The sequence below is a fragment of the Paraburkholderia sp. AV2 genome (assembly GCF_054968425.1).
This window is the reverse complement of the sequence record NZ_JBANLK010000002.1, coordinates 32,829-51,905: the sequence shown is the minus strand read 5'-3', so window position 1 is coordinate 51,905 and position 19,077 is coordinate 32,829. Positions and strand designations below refer to the sequence as shown.

At 66.6% G+C, this 19,077-nt stretch carries 11 protein-coding genes; 7 read left to right on the top strand and 4 right to left on the bottom strand.

The window, feature by feature from the left end; translation table 11 throughout:
• The first annotated feature begins 282 nt into the window (after positions 1 to 282).
• From V8683_RS01985 to V8683_RS01965, 5 genes are all read left to right on the top strand, one after another.
• Positions 283 to 1,485: an ammonium transporter gene (locus V8683_RS01985; protein ID WP_411189162.1), complete on the top strand. Its 1,203-nt coding sequence runs from the start codon at positions 283 to 285 to the stop codon at positions 1,483 to 1,485.
• Positions 1,486 to 2,044: 559 nt separating this feature from the next.
• A complete protein-coding gene (locus tag V8683_RS01980; RefSeq protein WP_411189161.1) occupies positions 2,045 to 2,881 on the top strand; it encodes an IclR family transcriptional regulator in 837 nt (278 codons plus the stop codon).
• A 388-nt stretch (positions 2,882 to 3,269) separates the two neighbouring features.
• Positions 3,270 to 4,616, top strand: coding sequence for an MdtA/MuxA family multidrug efflux RND transporter periplasmic adaptor subunit (locus V8683_RS01975; protein WP_411189160.1), 1,347 nt, complete (start codon positions 3,270 to 3,272; stop codon positions 4,614 to 4,616).
• A 6-nt stretch (positions 4,617 to 4,622) separates the two neighbouring features.
• Positions 4,623 to 7,760, top strand: coding sequence for an MdtB/MuxB family multidrug efflux RND transporter permease subunit (locus V8683_RS01970; RefSeq protein WP_411189159.1), 3,138 nt, complete (start codon positions 4,623 to 4,625; stop codon positions 7,758 to 7,760).
• A gap of 4 nt (positions 7,761 to 7,764) precedes the next feature.
• Positions 7,765 to 11,058, top strand: coding sequence for an efflux RND transporter permease subunit (locus V8683_RS01965; RefSeq protein ID WP_411189158.1), 3,294 nt, complete (start codon positions 7,765 to 7,767; stop codon positions 11,056 to 11,058).
• Positions 11,059 to 11,096: 38 nt separating this feature from the next.
• On the opposite strand, the gene V8683_RS01960 is transcribed toward V8683_RS01965, so the two are convergent.
• The 3 genes from V8683_RS01960 to V8683_RS01950 form a co-directional block, all read right to left on the bottom strand.
• Positions 11,097 to 11,564, bottom strand: a complete 468-nt coding sequence (locus tag V8683_RS01960) for a hypothetical protein (protein ID WP_411189157.1) — start codon at positions 11,562 to 11,564, stop codon at positions 11,097 to 11,099.
• Positions 11,565 to 11,593: 29 nt separating this feature from the next.
• Positions 11,594 to 12,157, bottom strand: a complete 564-nt coding sequence (locus V8683_RS01955) for a peroxiredoxin (RefSeq protein ID WP_411189156.1) — start codon at positions 12,155 to 12,157, stop codon at positions 11,594 to 11,596.
• 135 nt (positions 12,158 to 12,292) lie between these two features.
• Positions 12,293 to 13,615 carry an EAL and HDOD domain-containing protein gene (locus V8683_RS01950; RefSeq protein ID WP_411189155.1) on the bottom strand — a complete coding sequence of 441 codons (1,323 nt, stop codon included), beginning with the start codon at positions 13,613 to 13,615 and terminating at the stop codon, positions 12,293 to 12,295.
• Positions 13,616 to 13,971: 356 nt separating this feature from the next.
• Here V8683_RS01950 and V8683_RS01945 point away from each other — a divergent pair, with 356 nt between their 5' ends.
• Positions 13,972 to 15,921 carry a putative bifunctional diguanylate cyclase/phosphodiesterase gene (locus V8683_RS01945; RefSeq protein WP_411189154.1) on the top strand — a complete coding sequence of 650 codons (1,950 nt, stop codon included), beginning with the start codon at positions 13,972 to 13,974 and terminating at the stop codon, positions 15,919 to 15,921.
• Positions 15,922 to 15,969: 48 nt separating this feature from the next.
• Positions 15,970 to 17,412, top strand: a complete 1,443-nt coding sequence (locus tag V8683_RS01940; RefSeq protein ID WP_411190521.1) for an HDOD domain-containing protein — start codon at positions 15,970 to 15,972, stop codon at positions 17,410 to 17,412.
• Positions 17,413 to 17,516: 104 nt separating this feature from the next.
• Here V8683_RS01940 and V8683_RS01935 read toward each other — a convergent pair whose 3' ends face one another.
• Positions 17,517 to 18,836, bottom strand: a complete 1,320-nt coding sequence (locus V8683_RS01935) for an EAL and HDOD domain-containing protein (RefSeq protein WP_411189153.1) — start codon at positions 18,834 to 18,836, stop codon at positions 17,517 to 17,519.
• Between the last annotated feature and the right edge of the window lie 241 nt (positions 18,837 to 19,077).

The following is a 19,077-nucleotide window of genomic DNA, read 5'->3' as shown; positions in this document are numbered from 1 at the left end:
ACAGAAAGCAAAATCAAATAAATCTCCCCGAATTGGCGCTCGCATTCCCCATGTTCGAGCACTAGCACACAAATTGTGCGAGAACGCTGTAAATGAAAGCATCGCACACGCACCGCACTCGCCCCTGCGCCGATGCCTTTCTCCCGACCCGGTGCACGCACGCACCGGCACGAAGCGACTCAATGATCCGCCGCGGAGCCCGATTCACCGCTTTGGCGCGCCGCTGGCCCGCATCTTGCTCATGGATGCGCTCTTTTTGGGCAACCACGACACGTCATCAAGATGGACACTCTCAAGACCGGCACCGACACGCTCTTCCTGTTGCTGGGCGCCGCCATGGTGCTTGCGATGCACGCGGGCTTCGCGTTCCTCGAACTCGGCACGGTGCGCAAGAAGAACCAGGTCAACGCGCTCGTGAAGATTCTCGTGGACTTCTCGGTTTCCACGATCGCGTACTTCTTCATCGGCTACACGATCGCCTACGGCGTGCAGTTCTTCGCCAGCGCCGACGTGCTCGCCCAGCACAACGGCTATGCCCTCGTGCGCTTCTTCTTCCTGCTCACCTTCGCGGCGGCCATTCCCGCGATCGTCTCGGGCGGCATTGCCGAACGCTCGAAGTTCAATCCGCAGCTCTTCGCGACCTTCGTGATCGTCGGCTTCATCTACCCGTTCTTCGAGGGCATTGTCTGGAACGGGCGATTCGGCATCCAGGACGCGCTCACGCACTGGTTCGGCGCGCCATTCCACGACTTCGCGGGGTCGGTGGTCGTGCATGCGTTCGGCGGCTGGGTCGCGCTGCCGGCCGTGGTCCTGCTCGGCGCGCGACACGGGCGCTACACACGCGACGGACGCGTCGCCGCGCATCCGCCCTCGAACATTCCGTTCCTCGCGCTCGGCGCGTGGGTGCTCGCGGTGGGCTGGTTCGGCTTCAACGTGATGAGCGCGCAGAGTATCGACAAGATCAGCGGCCTCGTGGCCGTCAACTCGCTCATGGCGATGGTGGGCGGTACGCTCTCCGCCTGGCTCGCGGGCCGCAACGACCCGGGCTTCACCTATAACGGCCCGCTGGCCGGCCTCGTGGCCGTGTGCGCGGGCTCGGACCTCATGCATCCGCTTGGCGCGCTCGTAACGGGCGCGGTAGCGGGCGTGCTGTTCGTGACGATGTTCACCTGCGTGCAGAACCGCTGGCGCATCGACGACGTGCTCGGCGTCTGGCCTCTGCACGGCCTGTGCGGCGCCTGGGGCGGCATCGCAGCCGGCATCTTCGGCATGCACTGGGCAGGCGGCATGGGCGGCGTGTCCTTCTGGGCGCAAGTGGTCGGGACCGTGGGCGGCATCGTGGTGGCCACGCTCGGCGGGACCATCGTGTACGGCGCGCTCAAACTGACCGTCGGCCTGCGCATCGACCAGGAGGAAGAGTTCAATGGCGCGGATCTGTCGATCCACAAGATCACGGCCACGCCCGAACGGGAAACGGTAGTCTGAGGAGACGGCCTGCCGCGGGGCCTTCGATTCCAGGCCAGAGAAAAGGGCGGAGCCCCTGAAACAACGCTAACGTAAAACGCCATTTCATACCGGCGTGAGCAGCCGCGGCTATTCCTTTCCCTTCACCCTGCCAATATCAAAAAAAAAGCGCCACGTGTGAACGTGACGCTTTAAAAGTTCTAGCCATTCCGAGGGCCGTGCTAGAACCTGAGAGAGGGTATTTCGACTCGCGCCGCCGCCCCGAATCAGACTGCGTTATGCGGAATGCATATGCCGCGGCACATTAAAACCCGCGTGCCGCGGGGTCATGTCGAAATGCGGTTCCATTTTTTACTGAGCTGCTGACTAAGTCAAGCAAAATCTCTCCGGATTACGCCATTCGATAAAGCCCGTATCCCTAAGAATCGGTTGACTATTTAAGCCGGTTTTTAATATCTCTCAGGCGATTTCTGCTGCACCGCGCCGGTGCGTAATAAGTGCGCGATAATGGTCCCGGCCCACTTCCAGGGTCGCGGTACCTGCTGAAATACTGTTTCAAAAAAACGCAAATAGACCTGAGATGACTTCCGCAACCGATCCGCGAGTGCGCACCGAGGCGCTTCGCGACAAAGACGGTGCGGCCGACGAGGTGACGGCGCTCGCGCGCGGTCTCGCCGTCCTGCGCTGCATTGCCGCTGCCGACGCCCCGCTTTCCAACCGCGAGCTGACCGACCTGACCGGCATTCCCAAACCAACGGTCTCGCGCCTGACCGGCACGCTCGTCAGCACCGGCTTTCTCGTGCGCCTGCCGGACAGCGAGCGCTTCGTGCTGACTTCGGCCGTGCTGGATTTGAGCAACGGCTTCCTGCGCAACTCCGATATCCGCACCCGAGCAAGGCCGTATCTCACACGCCTTGCCGAACGCACCGCGCTTTCCGTCCAGTTGACCGTGCGCGACCGGCTGGAAATGGCCGTAATCGACGCGATCCGTCCGCGTTCGGCCGTGCTGGTTTCGCGGCTCGACGTGGGTTCGCGCATCGAAATGAGCCGCACGGCCGTCGGGCGGGCGTGGCTCGCCTCTCTCACGCCACCCGAGCGCGACACGGTCACCGCTGCGCTGCAGGCCGCGGCCGGCAACGACTGGGGCCTTTTCGGCAGCCGCCTCGACGCAGCCGTCGCCGAAACCGCCGGGCGGGGCTACGCCATGACGATAGGCGACTGGCACGACGGCCTGAACGCGATCGCCGGCGCCTTCACGGCACCCGATGGCGAGCGCTATGCGATCAACTGCTGCGGCGCTTCGCAGCAATGCCCGCGCGAATGGCTCGTTACGCATGCCGCGCCACTGCTGCGCGAATGTCTCGTGGGGATCGCGGCCGAAATCGGCGGCATCGTGTGCCTGCCCGGCGGCGGCTGACAAGACCTGGCCGGCCACCGCCATTCACGTCGTTTCCGCCGGCCGCGCAGGCCTCGGGCGGCGCTCGGCCTCGTCTGCCGCGAGGACTGTTACGACGGTAATGCTTTGAAAGAAATGGCGCTGGACGCTATCCGGAGCCCCGACTAGCATCGTGGCCGTTGTGTCATTTTTGGCGGCGCAGCCACGCCAGCCAGCCATCCACGCATCGCCAGCCAGCCACCGCTCGCCGCAGCCTTTCGGCCGCCGCGCCTCCCGCGCGCATCCAGCGTTTGCTAGAGTGGCGTACAGCCTGACAATTTCCTTTCATTGATTGCGCGTAGCGCCGGCAATCCGTACGTCTGCCCGCGGCACCGGCCGCCCAACCTGACAGCCCGAGACGACCTGACCGATGGACCAACAAGAAAAGCCGCTGGAATCGTCCCGCCAAGAAATGCCACATCGGCCACATCGGCCACCCCGGCCGCCCCGCTCGCGCGGCAAGCTGATCGCGCTCGCCGCCGTGCTGGTCGTCGCGGGCATCGTGCTGTTGCGCTGGCAACCGTGGAACAAGGCGCCCGCAAGCGTCGCGACAGAGCCGGCGCGCGGCGGGCACATGCGTCATGGCGGCCCGGGCGCGATGGCGAACCTGCCGCAGCCCGTCACCGTGGCGACCGCCGCGAACGGCGACATGCCCGTCGTCGTCACGGCCCTCGGCACGGTCACGCCGCTTGCCGACATCACGGTGCGCACGCAGCTCTCCGGCACGCTGCAGAGCGTGAACTTCCAGGAAGGCCAGATGGTGAAAGCGGGCGACGTGCTCGCACAGATCGATCCGCGCCCCTGGCAGATCTCGCTGGAGAACGCCGAAGGCCAGCTCGTGCGCGACCAGGCGCTCCTCGCCACGGCGCGGGTCGACCTCAAGCGCTACCAGACACTGCTCGCGCAGGACTCGATCGCGAGCCAGCAGGTGGACACGCAAGCCTCGCTCGTCAAGCAGTACGAAGGGACGGTCAAGTCGGATCAGGCCAATGTCGACACCTACAAGCTCGATCTCATCTACGCGCGCATCACGGCGCCGGTCTCGGGCCGCGTCGGCCTGCGCCAGGTCGATCCGGGCAACTACGTAACGCCGGGCGACACTAACGGCATCGTCGTGCTCACGCAGTTGCAGCCTATCAGCGTGATCTTCACGACCTCGGAAAGCGACCTGCCGGTCATCCTCAAGCAGATGCGCACGGGCGCGAAATTACCGGTCGCCGCGTACGACCGCAGCAACACGACGCCGCTGGAAGACGGCCAGCTCGCGACCATCGACAACCAGATCGACACCACCACGGGCACGGTCAAGCTGCGCGCAAATTTCGCGAACCCGGACCAGATGCTGTTCCCTAACCAGTTCGTCAACGCGCGCCTCACCGTCGACACGATCCACAACGCCGTGATCGTGCCGACCGCCGCCGTGCTCAACGGCTCGCAGGGGCAGTACGTGTACGTGGCGAAGCCCGACAACACCGTCACCGTGCGGCTCGTGAAGGTCGGGCCTGTGGACGGCGAGCGCACGAGCATCGCCTCCGGGCTCGAAGCCGGCGAGCGCGTCGTGACGGACGGCTCGGACCGCCTGCGCGAAGGCGCGAAGATCTCGATCCCCGCCGAACATCCGAAGCATGCCTCGGGCGCAAAGGGAGCCTCTGCCCCATGGGCCGCCTCCGGCGCGCATCGCCATCACCGGCACGCTTCGCAGCCGGAAGGCCAGTAAGCCCGCATGAATCCGTCCCGTGTCTTCATCCTGCGTCCGGTCGGCACCGCGCTGTTCATGGCGGCGATCATGCTGGTCGGCCTCGTCGCGCTGCGTTTCCTGCCGCTCTCCGCCCTGCCCGAAGTCGACTATCCGACCATCCAGGTACAGACCTTCTATCCGGGCGCGAGCCCGGACGTGATGACCTCATCGGTCACCGCACCGCTCGAACGGCAGTTCGGCCAGATGCCGTCGCTCAATCAGATGTCCTCGCAAAGCTCGGCGGGCTCGTCGGTCATCACGCTGCAGTTCAGCCTCGACCTGCCGCTCGACGTGGCGGAGCAGGAGGTGCAGGCCGCCATCAACGCGGCCGGCAACCTGCTGCCCTCCGACCTGCCCGCGCCGCCCATCTACGCCAAGGTCAATCCCGCCGACGCGCCGATCCTCACGCTCGCGATCACCTCGAAGACGCTGCCGCTCACGCAGATCCAGGATCTCGCCGACACTCGCCTCGCCCAGAAAATCTCGCAGGTGGCGGGCGTGGGCCTCGTGAGCATCACGGGCGGCCAGCGGCCGGCCATCCGCATCCAGGCCAACCCGCGCGCGCTCGCCGCCTATGGCCTGAATCTGGACGACCTGCGCACGACCATCTCGAACCTGAACGTCAATACGCCGAAGGGCAACTTCGACGGCCCCACGCGCGCCTACACGATCAACGCGAACGATCAGCTCACCGACGCGAACGCCTACAAAAGCGCCGTGGTGGCCTACCGCAACGGCCGCCCCGTGATGCTCACCGACGTCGCGACCATCGTGGAGGGCGCCGAAAACACGAAGCTCGGCGCGTGGGTGGACGGCGTACCCGCGATCATCCTGAACGTGCAGCGCCAGCCGGGCGCGAACGTGATCCAGGTGGTGGACAGCATCAAGTCGATCCTGCCGCAGTTGCAGGAGTCGCTGCCCCAGGCGCTCGACGTGCAGATCGTCACCGACCGCACCACGACGATCCGCGCCTCGGTACGCGACGTGCAGTTCGAACTGCTGATGTCGGTCGTGCTCGTCGTGCTCGTGATGTACCTGTTCCTCGGCAACCTCTACGCCACGGTAATCCCGAGCCTTTCGGTGCCGCTCTCGCTGATCGGCACGCTCGCGGTGATGTATCTGTGCGGCTTCTCGCTCGACAATCTCTCGCTGATGGCGCTTACCATCGCGACGGGCTTCGTGGTGGACGACGCGATCGTGATGATCGAGAACATCTCGCGCTACGTGGAGGAAGGTCAGACGCCGCTCGAAGCCGCGTTAAAGGGTTCGAAGCAGATCGGCTTCACGATCATCTCGCTCACGGTCTCGCTGATCGCGGTGCTGATCCCGCTTCTCTTCATGGGCGACGTGGTGGGCCGCCTCTTCCACGAATTCGCCATCACGCTCGCGGTGACCATCGTGATCTCGGCCGTGGTCTCGCTCACGCTCGTGCCCATGATGTGCGCGAAGATGCTGCGCTCCATGCCAAACCCGCCGCCCGCCGAAAGCCGCCGTTTCGAGGCGCGCGTGCATGCATTCTTCGACTACGTGATCGGCCGCTATGGGGTCGCGCTCGACTGGGTGCTCGCGCGCCGGCGTCTCACGCTCATCGTGTTCGCCATCACGTTCGTGCTCACCGGCGTGCTCTACGTAGTAGTGCCCAAGGGCTTCTTCCCCGTGCAGGACACGGGTGTCATCCAGGCGATCACACAGGCCCCGCAGTCGGTTTCGTATGCCTCGATGGCCGAGCGCCAGCAGGCACTCGCCGCCGAAATCCTGAAGAACGACAACGTGGAAAGCCTCACCTCGTTCATCGGCGTGGACGGTACGAACATCACGCTCAACAGCGGCCGCATGCTGATCAACCTGAAGCCGCGCGACGACCGCAGCGAGACGGCGAGCGAGATCATCCGCGACTTGCAGAAGAGCGTCGCTCATCTCCCCGGCGCCACGCTCTACATGCAGCCCGTACAGGACCTTACGATCGACTCGACGGTAAGTCCGACCCAGTACCAGTTCCTGCTGACCACGCCGAACATCGAGGACTTCACGACCTGGGTGCCGAAGCTCATGAACCGGCTCGAACAGTTGCCCGAGCTGGCCGACGTCGCAACGGACCTGCAGGACGAAGGCCAGTCGGTATATGTCGAAATCGACCGCGCGAGCGCGTCGCGCTACGGCATCACGCCCGCGACGGTGGATAACGCGCTCTACGACGCGTTCGGCCAGCGCATCATCTCCACCATCTTCACGCAGTCGAACCAGTACCGCGTGATCCTCGAAGCCGAGCCGCAGCTCCAGCACTACACCGACGCGCTTAACGCGATCTACCTGCCCTCCTCGACCTCGACGACGGGCCAGGTGCCGCTCTCGGCCATTGCGAGTTTCCACGAGCGCCCGGCGCCGCTCCTCGTCACGCACCTTTCCCAGTTCCCGGCCACCACGATCTCGTTCAACCTCGCGCCCGGCGCCTCGCTCGGCGCGGCCGTGAAGGCGATCCAGCAGGCCGGGAGCGACATCGGGCTGCCCGGCTCGTTCCAGACGCGCTTCCAGGGCGCGGCGCTTGCATTCCAGGCCTCGCTCTCGAACGAGCTCTTCCTGATCCTCGCCGCCATCGTGACGATGTATATCGTGCTCGGCGTGCTTTACGAGAGCTTCGTGCATCCCGTCACGATTCTTTCGACGCTGCCCTCGGCCGGCATCGGCGCGCTGCTCGCGCTGATCATGACGGGCCACGATCTCGACATCATCGGCATTATCGGCATCGTGCTTTTGATCGGCATCGTGAAGAAGAACGCGATCATGATGATCGACTTCGCGCTGGACGCCGAGCGGCGCGAAGGCAAGACGCCGCGCGAGGCGATCTATCAGGCGTGCCTGCTGCGCTTCCGTCCGATCATGATGACGACCATGGCCGCGCTGCTCGGCGCCGTGCCGCTCATACTGGGCAGCGGCGCGGGCAGCGAACTGCGCCGGCCGCTCGGCATCGCTATCGCGGGCGGCCTGATCGTGAGCCAGGCGCTCACGCTCTTCACCACGCCCGTGATCTATCTCGCGTTCGACTCGCTCGCGCAGCGCATGAGGCAGCGCTTCGGCGGCTCGCCCTCGTCGCCCTCGGCACCGGCCTCGTCCCAGGAGCCGTGACGCGATGAACCTGTCCCGTCCGTTCATCGCCCGCCCCGTCGCTACCACGCTGCTCGCGCTCGGCATCGCGCTCGCCGGCGTGTTCGCCTTCACGAAGCTGCCCGTCGCGCCCCTGCCGCAGGTGGACTTCCCCACCATCTCCGTGCAGGCCACGCTGCCCGGCGCGAGCCCCGAGACCGTGGCGACAAGCGTGGCGAGCCCGCTCGAACGCCACCTCGGCAGCATCGCCGACGTCACCGAGATGACCTCCCAAAGCTCAGTGGGCAGCACGCGCATCACGCTGCAATTCGGCCTGAACCGCGACATCGACGGCGCCGCGCGCGACGTGCAGGCCGCCATCAATGCGGCGCGCGCCGACCTGCCGGCAAGCCTGCGCTCGAACCCCACCTACCACAAGGTCAACCCCGCCGACGCGCCGATCCTGATCCTCGCGCTCACCTCGCCCACGCTCACGGCGGGCCAGCTCTACGATTCCGCGGCGACCGTCCTGCAGCAGTCGCTCTCGCAGGTGGACGGCGTGGGCGAAGTGGACGTGAGCGGCTCGGCCAACCCGGCCGTGCGCATCGAACTCGAACCGCACGCGCTCTTTCACTACGGCATCGGGCTCGAAGACGTGCGCGCGGCGCTTGCCTCGGCCAATGCGAACAGCCCGAAGGGCGACATCGAGTTCGGCCCGCAGCGCTTCCAGCTCTACACCAACGACCAGGCGAGCAAGGCGAGCCAGTACAAGGATCTCGTCATCGCCTACCGCAACGGCGCGGGCGTGAAGCTCTCGGACCTGGGCGAAGTGGTCGATTCGGTGGAGGACCTGCGCAACATCGGCCTCGCCAACGGCAAGCGCTCCGTGCTCGTGATCCTGTACCGCCAGCCCGGCGCGAACATCATCGAGACGGTGGACCGCGTGATCGCGATGCTGCCGCAGTTGAAGGCCTCGCTGCCCGCCAGCGTCGAGGTGATTCCCACCTCCGACCGTTCCGTGACGATCCGCGCCTCGCTCAAGGACACCGAGCGCACGCTCATGATCGCCGTGGCGCTCGTGGTCATGGTGGTGTTCCTGTTCCTGCGCAACTGGCGCGCGACGCTCATTCCGAGCGTCGCGGTGCCGATCTCGATCATCGGCACCTTCGGCGCGATGTACCTGATGGGCTTCTCGCTCGACAACCTCTCGCTGATGGCGCTCACCATCGCGACAGGCTTCGTCGTGGACGACGCCATCGTCGTGCTCGAAAACATCTCGCGCCACATCGAGAACGGCGTGCCGCGCCTGCAGGCGGCGCTGCTGGGCGCGCGCGAAGTGGGCTTCACGGTGCTCTCGATCAGCGTCTCGCTCGTCGCCGTGTTCCTGCCCATTCTGCTGATGGGCGGCATCGTGGGGCGCCTCTTTCGCGAGTTCGCGCTCACGCTCTCGCTCGCCATTGCGGTGTCGCTGCTGGTCTCGCTCACGCTCACGCCGATGATGTGCTCGCGCCTGCTCGACGAGCCGCACGAGAAAGCGGCCGAGGGCCGCTTCGCGCAGTGGCTCGAACGCGGCTTCATGACCCTGCAACGCGGCTACGAGCACACGCTCGGCTGGGCGCTCGCGCATCCACTTTTCGTGCTGCTCACGCTCGTCGCGACGATCGCGCTGAACGTCGCACTCTACGTGGTCGTACCCAAGGGCTTCTTCCCGCAGCAGGACACCGGGCGGCTCACGGGCGGCATCGTCGCCGATCAGGCCACCTCGTTCCAGGCGATGAAGGTCAAGTTCGCGGAAATGATGCGCATCGTGCAGTCCAATCCCGCCGTGGATTCGGTGGCGGGCTTTTCCGGCGGACGGGCGACCAACTCGGGCTTCATGTTCGTCTCGCTCAAGCCGAAAAGCGAGCGCAAGCTCTCCGCCGACGTGGTGATCGCGCAGCTACGCGGGCCGCTTTCGAGCGTGGCGGGCGCGCGCACCTTTCTGCAGGCCGTACAGGACATCCGCGTGGGCGGCCGGCAGTCGAACGCGCAGTACCAGTTCACGCTGCTCGCCGACAACACGACAGACCTCTACAAGTGGGGGCCGAAGCTCACCGAGGCATTGCAATCGCGTCCCGAGCTTGCCGACGTGAACTCGGACCAGCAGCAAGGCGGCCTCGAGTCGATGGTCACGATCGACCGCGCGAGCGCCGCGCGCCTGAATATCACGCCTTCGCAGATCGACAACACGCTCTACGACGCCTTCGGCCAGCGCCAGGTCTCGACGATCTACAACCCGCTCAACCAGTACCACGTCGTGATGGAAGTCGCGCCGCAATACTGGCAAAGCCCGGAGATGCTCGACCAGATCTGGGTGAGCACCTCGGGCGGTCCCGCCAGCGGTTCGCAGAGCACCAACGCGACGGCGGGCACCGTGAGCGCGCCGTCCACGACCGCGGGCGGCGCGGCCGCAGCCACGGCGGCAAGCGCAGCCGCCATCGCAGCCGACTCGGCGCTCAACCTCGCGATCAACTCGCTCGCGGCCAGCGGCAAGTCGAGCGCTTCTTCGGGCGCAGCGGTTTCCACGGCGCAGGAGACGATGATTCCGCTTTCGGCCATCGCCTCGTTCGGGCCCGGCACGACCCCACTCTCGGTCAATCACCAGAGCCAGTTCGTCGCCTCGACGATCTCGTTCAACCTGCCGCCCGGCAAGTCGCTTTCGGACGCCACCGCGGCCATCTACGACACGATGGGCGAGATCGGCATGCCCGCCACGATCCATGGCAGCTTCCAGGGCACGGCGCAGGCGTTCCAGCAGTCGCTCGACAACCAGCCGATCCTGATTCTCGCGGCGCTGGCCGCCGTATATATCGTGCTCGGCATCCTTTACGAGAGCTACATCCATCCGCTCACGATCCTCTCCACGCTGCCTTCGGCCGGTGTGGGCGCGCTGCTTGCGCTGCTGCTCTTCAAGACGGAGTTCAGCATCATCGCCTTGATCGGCGTGATCCTGCTGATCGGCATCGTCAAGAAGAACGCGATCATGATGGTGGACTTCGCCATCGCGGCATCGCGCGAAGGCCTGAGCTCGCGCGACGCGATCCATCAGGCGTGCCTCCTGCGCTTTCGGCCGATCATGATGACGACGTGCGCGGCCCTGCTTGGCGCGCTGCCGCTGGCGTTCGGGACGGGCGAAGGCGCGGAGCTGCGCGCGCCGCTCGGCATTTCGATCGTGGGCGGGCTGATCGTGAGCCAGATGCTCACGCTCTATACGACGCCGGTCGTTTATCTGTATATGGACCGGCTGAGGGTGTGGTGGGAAAGCCGGGGGGTGCGGCCTGCGGAGGCGGGGGCTGAGTGACGGCCGGTAGCGGGGGGCAATTCGAGTGCGACATCTCTTCAAAGCCGCTGCGCCATGGCCAGCGTGAAGATCCGCGTCCAGCGCCTCGCCTCGCGCTCGCTCGCCATCGGCACATTCCAGACAGGGCGCTTCGCATCGGCGACATCGAGCGCTACGCGCCATTGCCCCGCCTCGCGCGCCGGCTGCGCGCCGCGCAGGTGCGCGAAGATATAGGCGCCCTGCGCCGCGCCGAGCGTCAGCTCGCACAGGCGCTTGCCCGCCGCGAGCCGCACCGCGCCCCATTCGCCCGACATGCCGTGGGTCCAGTCGCCGTCGCCGCGCAGGTTCGGCGCCACGTCGCGGCGGCGCTGCCACCACCGGGCGGCAAGCGCCACGAGCACGGCGGCAACGACCACCGCCGCGGCCACCGCGACATCCATGCCGAACCGCTGCGCGAGCGCGTGAAACGACACCACCGCGCCGTAAACGAGCGCGGCGAACGCAAACAGCAGAACGAGAATGGGCATGCGACGAACCGGCGCGGCCAGCGCGGCAACTATTGCTTCGGATGCTGCGCGGCCCACTCCTTCACGGCGCGCAGCGTGTTCTCGACGTGCTGGTCGGGCGAGAGGCTCGTGTACTCGTAGATGATCTTGCCGTCGGGCGCGATCACATAGGACACGCGGTTGGCCATCGACTCGTGCATCGGCATCGCGGCGTCATACGACTTGATGATCTTCGAGTCTTCGTCGGCGGCCACCGGGAACTTGCTGCGGCATTCGCTCACCGAAAACTTCGTCAGCGTATCGATATTGTCGTGCGACACGCCGATCACGGTCGCGCCGTACTTCTTGTACTCGTCCACGGCTTCGGCAAACTCGTGGGCCTCGATCGTACAGCCTTTCGTGAACGCGGCCGGATAGAAGTAGAGCACCACCGGCCCCTTCTTCAGTTCGTCGGCGAGCGTGTACGTGTAGGTCTTGCCGCCAAGCGACGCCTCGGTCGTGAAGTCCGGCGCAGCGTCGCCGGGCTTGAGCGTCGCGTCGGCCGTGAGTGCGTAGAGCGAGAGTCCGGCGCACAGCAACGCCGCGACGCCTGCCGCGATGAATCGGGATTTCATGTCGATGCTCCTCTCGATGGCTCGCCGCGCGCCTCGTCGGCCCGGGCACGGCCGGGCGGCCGCGCGGCGATGGCGTCATTGGACCATACAATCGCGGCGGGCGCAGGCGGGCGCTCTACGCGCCTCCGCCCGGCCTCAGCCGTCGGCGTAAGCGGTGAACCAGGCGCCCGCCCACAGGTTCAGCTCGGCGAGCAGCGGCAAGGTCAGCGAGGCGAACACGCCGCCCGCGGCGGCGGCGATCGACTGCGCCGTCTGATGGTCGCCCCGCTCGGCGCTCATGGCGATGCGCAGCAGCGTGCCCAGCTCGCCGTGATGGCCGTCCACGGCCCGGCTGATCGCCGGCGAGAGCCCGAGGCGTTCGAGCGTATGGGCCGGCGTCGAGCCCACCAGCACGTGCACGAGGGAAAAAATGCCGGCCATGAACGCGGCATCGGCAAAGTCGGAATTGTTCGGATACAGGCTGCGCGCCGCCAGCTCCATGAAGTGCGAGCGCGTGCCGGCCAGTTGTACGAGCGGGTCCGAGCCCCACGGCAGGTCGCGTCCGCTCGCATAGAGCAGCAGTTGCGCCCAGCGCGCGATCTGGCGCGTGCCGGCGGCGAGCACAGCTTCGCGCAGCGAGGCGATGGGCCGCGCGGGCGCATAGGCGCTCGAATTCACGAGCCTCAGCAGTTGCACGACGACGCCCGGATGGTTGCGCAGCTCCCGTTCGAGCTCGGCCACGCCGACGTCGCTCGCCACGAGCGCGAGCAGGCGCACGAGCGCGAGGCGCGACGTGCGCACACGCGGCGCGCGCAGCACCTGCGGGCGCGCGAAGAAATACCCCTGAAACAGCTCGAAGCCGAGCGAGCGCGCCAGCTCGAAGTCCTCGCTCGTCTCGACCTTCTCGGCAATCAGCGTCTTGCCTGTCGCACGAATCGTCGCGGTGATCTCGGGCAGCATGCCGCGCTCGGTCTGTATGAGGTCGACCTTGACGATGTCCGCGCAGGGCAGCCCCTTCAGCAGGTTCTCCGAGATCACGCTCACGTCGTCCAGCGCAATGCGGTAGCCCGCGCGGCGCAGCAATGCAAGACGCTCGATGAGCGCGTCGTCGAAACGCACGTGCTCGAGCACTTCGAGCACGAAGCGGCCGGGCGGCAGCAGATGGATGATGTCGTCGAAGAGCAGCTCGCGGCTCACGTTCACGTAGCCGTAATGGCGCCCGAGCACGGCCGGCACGCCGAGCTGTCCCATCGTGCGCGTCATGACCTGGGCGGTCGCGAGCGCGTCGTCGTCGATGTCCGCGCGGTTGTGCGCGCCGCCGCGGAACAGCAGTTCGTAGGCCGTCAGCGCGCCGCCGCAATCGAGAATCGGCTGGCGGCCCAGATAGACGAACGGTTGCGCGGCCGGCACAGGGCCGCCGCCCGCGCCCCGCGCGGCGGGGATCGCCGCCCTGTCGGACGCTGACGATGAATCGGACATGGCGTATGACTCGAACAGATGGAATGGCCGGCGGCGCGACGTCCCGCAAGACCGGTGCTGCGGCCGGCCGCGCCGTGTCGCTGCGCCCGTTATTCATTGCGCATGACGCAAGCGTGCCGACCCGCGCCACTTTAACCGAATCCGCGTGCCAGCGGAGCGCCAGGACGGTGCCGCGGCGCGCCACGGCGAATTTTCTTTCCAGGCGCTAAAGATTTTCCCCATCCGGTCGATAACTCCCTCTGATGGGCGCCTTCAGCCAGAAGGCGGATGCCGGTTCGCGGCCTCCGCGGCTCGGGCGCCCTGCGAAGACACACGCCACACATGAGCCGTATGGAACAGGGTTGTCAGCGATAGACATGGAAGCGAACAGGATCACGGCGCCCCGCCCGGGCTGGATGCGCACGGTCATCGACCGGATTCGCGCGCTCGCCGGTCGCCCCGACGGCTCCGATGGCCCTGATGGTCGTTCGCGCGCCCCGCTCGCGCCCGTCACCCGCCCTGCGCCCGTCCGTCCTCCGGAGCCAGAACCGCAACCGCAGCGCTCTCACGAAGCGCCGGCCGCGCATGCCTCGTCCGACGCCGCGGACGCGGTCTCGCGCTCGTTCGAGGAAACCGCGAGCCCGGTGGACTTCCTCGTGCATGTCGACCGCAGCCTGCGCTTTCTCTACGTCTCGGACGCGAGCCTGCGCTTCGCGGGCTACCACCGCGAGTTCCTGCTCGGCGCCACGCTGCAGGACATCGTCGCCCCCGATCATCTGCAACGGCTCGACGCCCTCTTCGATCGCGCGGCAACCACCGGCGCGGTCGAGAAAGACACGGTCGATCTCGTGAAGGCGCTCACCTATCCGCTCGCCGTGGAGCTGCGCGTACAGCGCGCATCCTATGCGGGAAGGGACGGCTTCGCCGTGGCGGGCTTCGACGTTTCGGGCTGGCTGCGTGAGCAGCAGCGTCTCACGCACGCCCTGCACCACGATCCGCTGACGGGCCTGCCCAACCAGACGGCGCTCGCGCCCGAGCTCGAACGCGTGCAGGCCGAAGCCGACCTGTACGGCGTGCCGGTCGCGCTGCTGCTGCTCGACCTCGACGACTACCAGCGCGTGAACCGTGCGCTCGGCTACGATGCCGGCGACGAACTGCTGCGCGAAACCGCGCGGCGCCTCACGCATATCGCGCTGCAGGGCGAGCTGATCGCGCGCACGGGCAGCGACGAGTTCGCCATCGTCATTACGCCGCAGCCGCACGGCGATCCGGGCGAAGTGCCGGTCGCGGCCGAAGCGCTGGCGCGGCGCCTGCTCGCCTCGATCCTGCAGCCCTACACGTTTCGCAACCAGCCGGTGCACCTCTCGGCGAGCATCGGCATCGCGTTCCATCCGGCCCAAAGCGCGGCCGACACGGCGCCTCACGCGGACCCGACACCGCTCATCCGGCGCGCCGACCAGGCGCTCCAGCAGGCCAAGGCCGCGGGCGGCAACACGCTGATGCTGCACGTGCCCGACGACGATCCCGCCGACGCGCTGCGCCTGAAGCTCGAGTCGGACCTCTACGACGGCGTGCGCAACGGCGAGTTCTCGCTGCACTTCCAGCCGATCACGAGCAGCGCCACGCGCGGCGTGGTCGGCGTGGAGGCGCTGATCCGCTGGCAGCATCCCGTGCACGGTCTCGTGCCGCCCTCCACATTTATTCCGCTTGCGGAATCCGTCGGCCTGATCAATTATCTCGGCAACTGGGTATTGAAGGCTGCCTGTATGCAATTGACCCAATGGGACGAGCAAGGCATTTCATTGCAGTACGTCGCGGTCAACGTATCGCCGCAGCAGTTCCGCAATCCGCGTTTCAAGGATAGCGTTCAGGAAGCGATCGAGCTCACCGGCGTCGATCCGCGCCGCCTCGTCTTCGAGATCACCGAAAGCCTGCTGATGCAGGACCCGCAGCATGCCAAAACGTTGCTCGAAGAATTGACGGGGCTCGGCATCCGTTTCGCCGTGGACGACTTCGGCACCGGCTACTCCAGTCTTGCTTATCTGCAGCGCTTCCCGCTCTCGAAGCTGAAGATCGACCGCAGCTTCGTCGAGAACCTGCTCACGTCGCGCAACGACCAGGCTATCGTGAACGCCGTGGTGGGCCTCGCGCGCACGCTCGACCTCGAGATCGTCGCCGAAGGCGTGGAAACCGAAGCGCAGCGCGAATTGCTCACGAAGCTGGGCTGCGATCACATTCAGGGTTGGCTCGTGTGCAAGGCGCTCCCGTCCGAGGAGCTGGCGCGGCGGTTCAATGCGCGCTCGCTCTACGTTCATGAGGTACAGTGATGCGCTCAACCGACAAGGCGAGGCGTTCGCGGAATTGACATGGTTCAGATGGTAAAGGCAGTCCTGCTAGACCGGCTATGGGCACGCATGAACGAGCGTGGCGATTTTCCCATGCTGTCGCAGTCGCTGCGCACCACGGTCGCCGCGATGACCAACGACGACTACGATTTCAACGCGCTCGTGCAGGTCGTGCTGTCCGACTTCGCCCTCACGCAGAAGGTATTGCGCCTCGCAAACTCGGCCATGTACATGGCGTTCGGCGGCAATATCACCACCGTCACGCGCGCGCTGATGGTGCTCGGCATGGACGCCGTGGGCCATCTCGTGGTGGGTCTGAAGATCGTCGACCATTTCCATCACAGCGCGCCGCGCCGCATCGACGCGAAGCTCGAACTGAATCGCACCATTCTCTCGGGCTGCGTCGCGCGCAAGCTCACCGAGCGCGGCGACCTGCGCGCGGGCGAGGAAGCCGTGGTCTGCACGCTGATGCGCCAGGTGGGCAAGCTGCTCGTCGTGTTCTATCTCGAAGCCGAGTGGGACCAGATACGGCGCGAGTGCGACGAGGGCGCGGCCGAGGACGAGGCCTGCATCGCCGTGCTCGGCGTGACGTTCGACGAAATCGGCCAGGAAGCCGCGACGCGCTGGCGCATGCCCGGGATGATCCGCGAAGGCATGGGCGAATTCGACCCGCAGGGCAACGAGCCGCGCCAGGTGCAGTGGCTGCGCGCGATCACGAACTACTCCACCGAAGTGGCGCGCGTCCTGACGACGCCCGACCTGACCGACGAGATGCGCGAGGCGCATATCGCGGACCTCGCGAACTACTACGGCCGGGCGCTCGGCACCGATCCGGAAGTGCTCGTGCAGATGAGTCTCGCACTGGCCAACGAGGAGGCCGACGACGGCGTGATGCGCGAGATCGTCGAGCTGCGCGCCAACGCGGACGCCATCGCGCGCGAGGCGCTCGATCCGGAGGCACGCATTGCGGCAGGCGTGGAAGATTTGCGCGCATTGCCGCCCGACAGCCCGTTCGGCGCGGCCCTCACGCTTGCGAACGAGACGGTGCTCGCGGGCCTCGGCTTCGCGCGCACGGTGGTGTTCGTGCGCGAAGGCGCGAACATGTTCGCGGCGCAGCGCGGCTTCGGTCCCGGCGTCGAAGGCAAGCTGCCGAAACTGCATTTCAACGCGGCATTTCAGCCCGACGTGTTCCATCTGGCCATCGCGAACTCGGTCGGCATCTTCATCGAGAACGCGCGCGACGCGAAGATGATCTCGCGCCTGCCCGCGTGGTACCGCTCGAGCTTTGACGACACGCGCGCCTTCGTCCTCCTGCCCGTGGCGGCCGAAGGCGATCAGCCCGTGGCGCTGCTCTACGGCGACTGGTTGCTCGATCAGGAGCCGAGGCGCATCTCGCAGAAGGAAATGAGCGTGCTCAACGATCTCGCCCGCGAACTCGCGCGGTTCTTCTCGGCGAGCTCCGCCAACGTTTGAACGGCCGGAGCCAGGCGGTCTGCTAAAGACAAAGGGGCGGTGCATCGCACCGCCCCTTTGTCTTGATGCCCGTACGTAGCGGCCGCATGGCCGGCCGCCCGCGCTCAGTCGTCGATTCGCTCCAGCCCCGTCGCCTCGGCATTGCGGTCCGCCATGCCCGCCCATTCGCCCGCTGCGAGGGCAAGCGCCGCGACCGCGCTCGCGTCGAGCGGCGCGAGCTGCGTGCAGGCCATGTCGACGACGTCCCAGTCGCCGCGCTCCAGCGCCTGAATCACGTCGAGCAGCCGGCCCAGCACACCCTCGCGACCCACGATCGCCGCCCGAATGGGACGCGCGAGCGTGAGCATGTCGACGGTCGCGGCAAGCGGGCCGCCGAACACGGCATCGACGAACGAGAACACGCCCGCGAGAAACGCCGCATCCTGCTCGTCGCGCCCGGCCTCCGGCAACTGGCTCACCGCGAGTTCCATGAAGCGCGCGCGCGTGGCCGCGAGCTGCAGCAGCGGATCGTCTTCGAGCGAGACCTTGCGGCCGTCCGCGTAGAGCAGCAACTGGGTCCAGCGCGCAATGCGGTTGGTGCCCGTCGCGTTGATTGCCTCGCGCAGCGTGGACACCTTGTGCCCGCTTCCGAAGCTCGGCGAGTTCACGAGCCGCATCAGATGCATCACGAGCACGGGATTCAGCTTCAGCTCGGCTTCGAGCTGCGCGACGGTCGGCTCCGAAGCGAGCAGTTGCAGCAGGTTCAGGAGCGCCTGGCGCGGCGCGCTCGCGCGGCGTCCGCCACCCTGCGGCTTTGCGAAGAAATAGCCCTGGAACCGGTCGAAGCCGAGCGTGTGCGCGCGTTCGAAATCGGCCTGATTCTCCACGCCCATCGCCACCAGAATCTTGCCCGCCGCCTTCAGCACGCTCGCGAACTTCGGCAACAGCACGGGCTCGATGCGGCGCAGATCGATCTTGACCGCTTCCACATACGGCAGCAGCTTCGCGAAGGCTTCGTTCGCCTCGGTAACGTGATCGAGCGCGAACCGGTAGCGGCGCCCGTGCAGTTGCGTGAGCCGCGCCACGAGCGCGGGGTCCGCGCCGATATCGAGCGGCAGTTCGAACATCACTCTGGCGGCCGGCAGGCGCAGCACGGCCTCGTCGAACAACGCGTCGCGCGTCACGTCGAGCCAGCCCGGGTGTTCCACCAGCGCCGCGCGCACCGCCGGCGCCGCGAACGCTGCGATGAGTGCGGAGCCCGCCGCCGCTGGCGCTTCGGGGTCGTCGCCGCGATCGATCACGCGCGGCAGCATCTCATAGCCGCACAACATGCCATCCCGGTCGAGCAAGGGTTGGCGGGCAAAGTCAATGTCGTACCGGTTCGCGGCTGAATCGTCTCCCGCGGCTCCTGGCATGGGTGGCCGATCGGCGGCATTCAAGCTCATGGGGTCCCTCGCGTAGCGCCCTGCTGCACGCTGCTGCATGTGGCGTCTGGTTCTTTCTGGTTCTTGATAAGGTCGATGCAGGGTGCCGTGCCTTGCGCGACACGCCCCGGCAAATCCTTACCGATTCTATCCTGTCCAGTACGACCGGAATACGTCGGCACGCGCCGATTCGGCAATATTTTTGGCCTCGCTGTACGCGAGGCCGGCACCGCTCTCGCTTTGCAGACGACGCTGCGTCCGT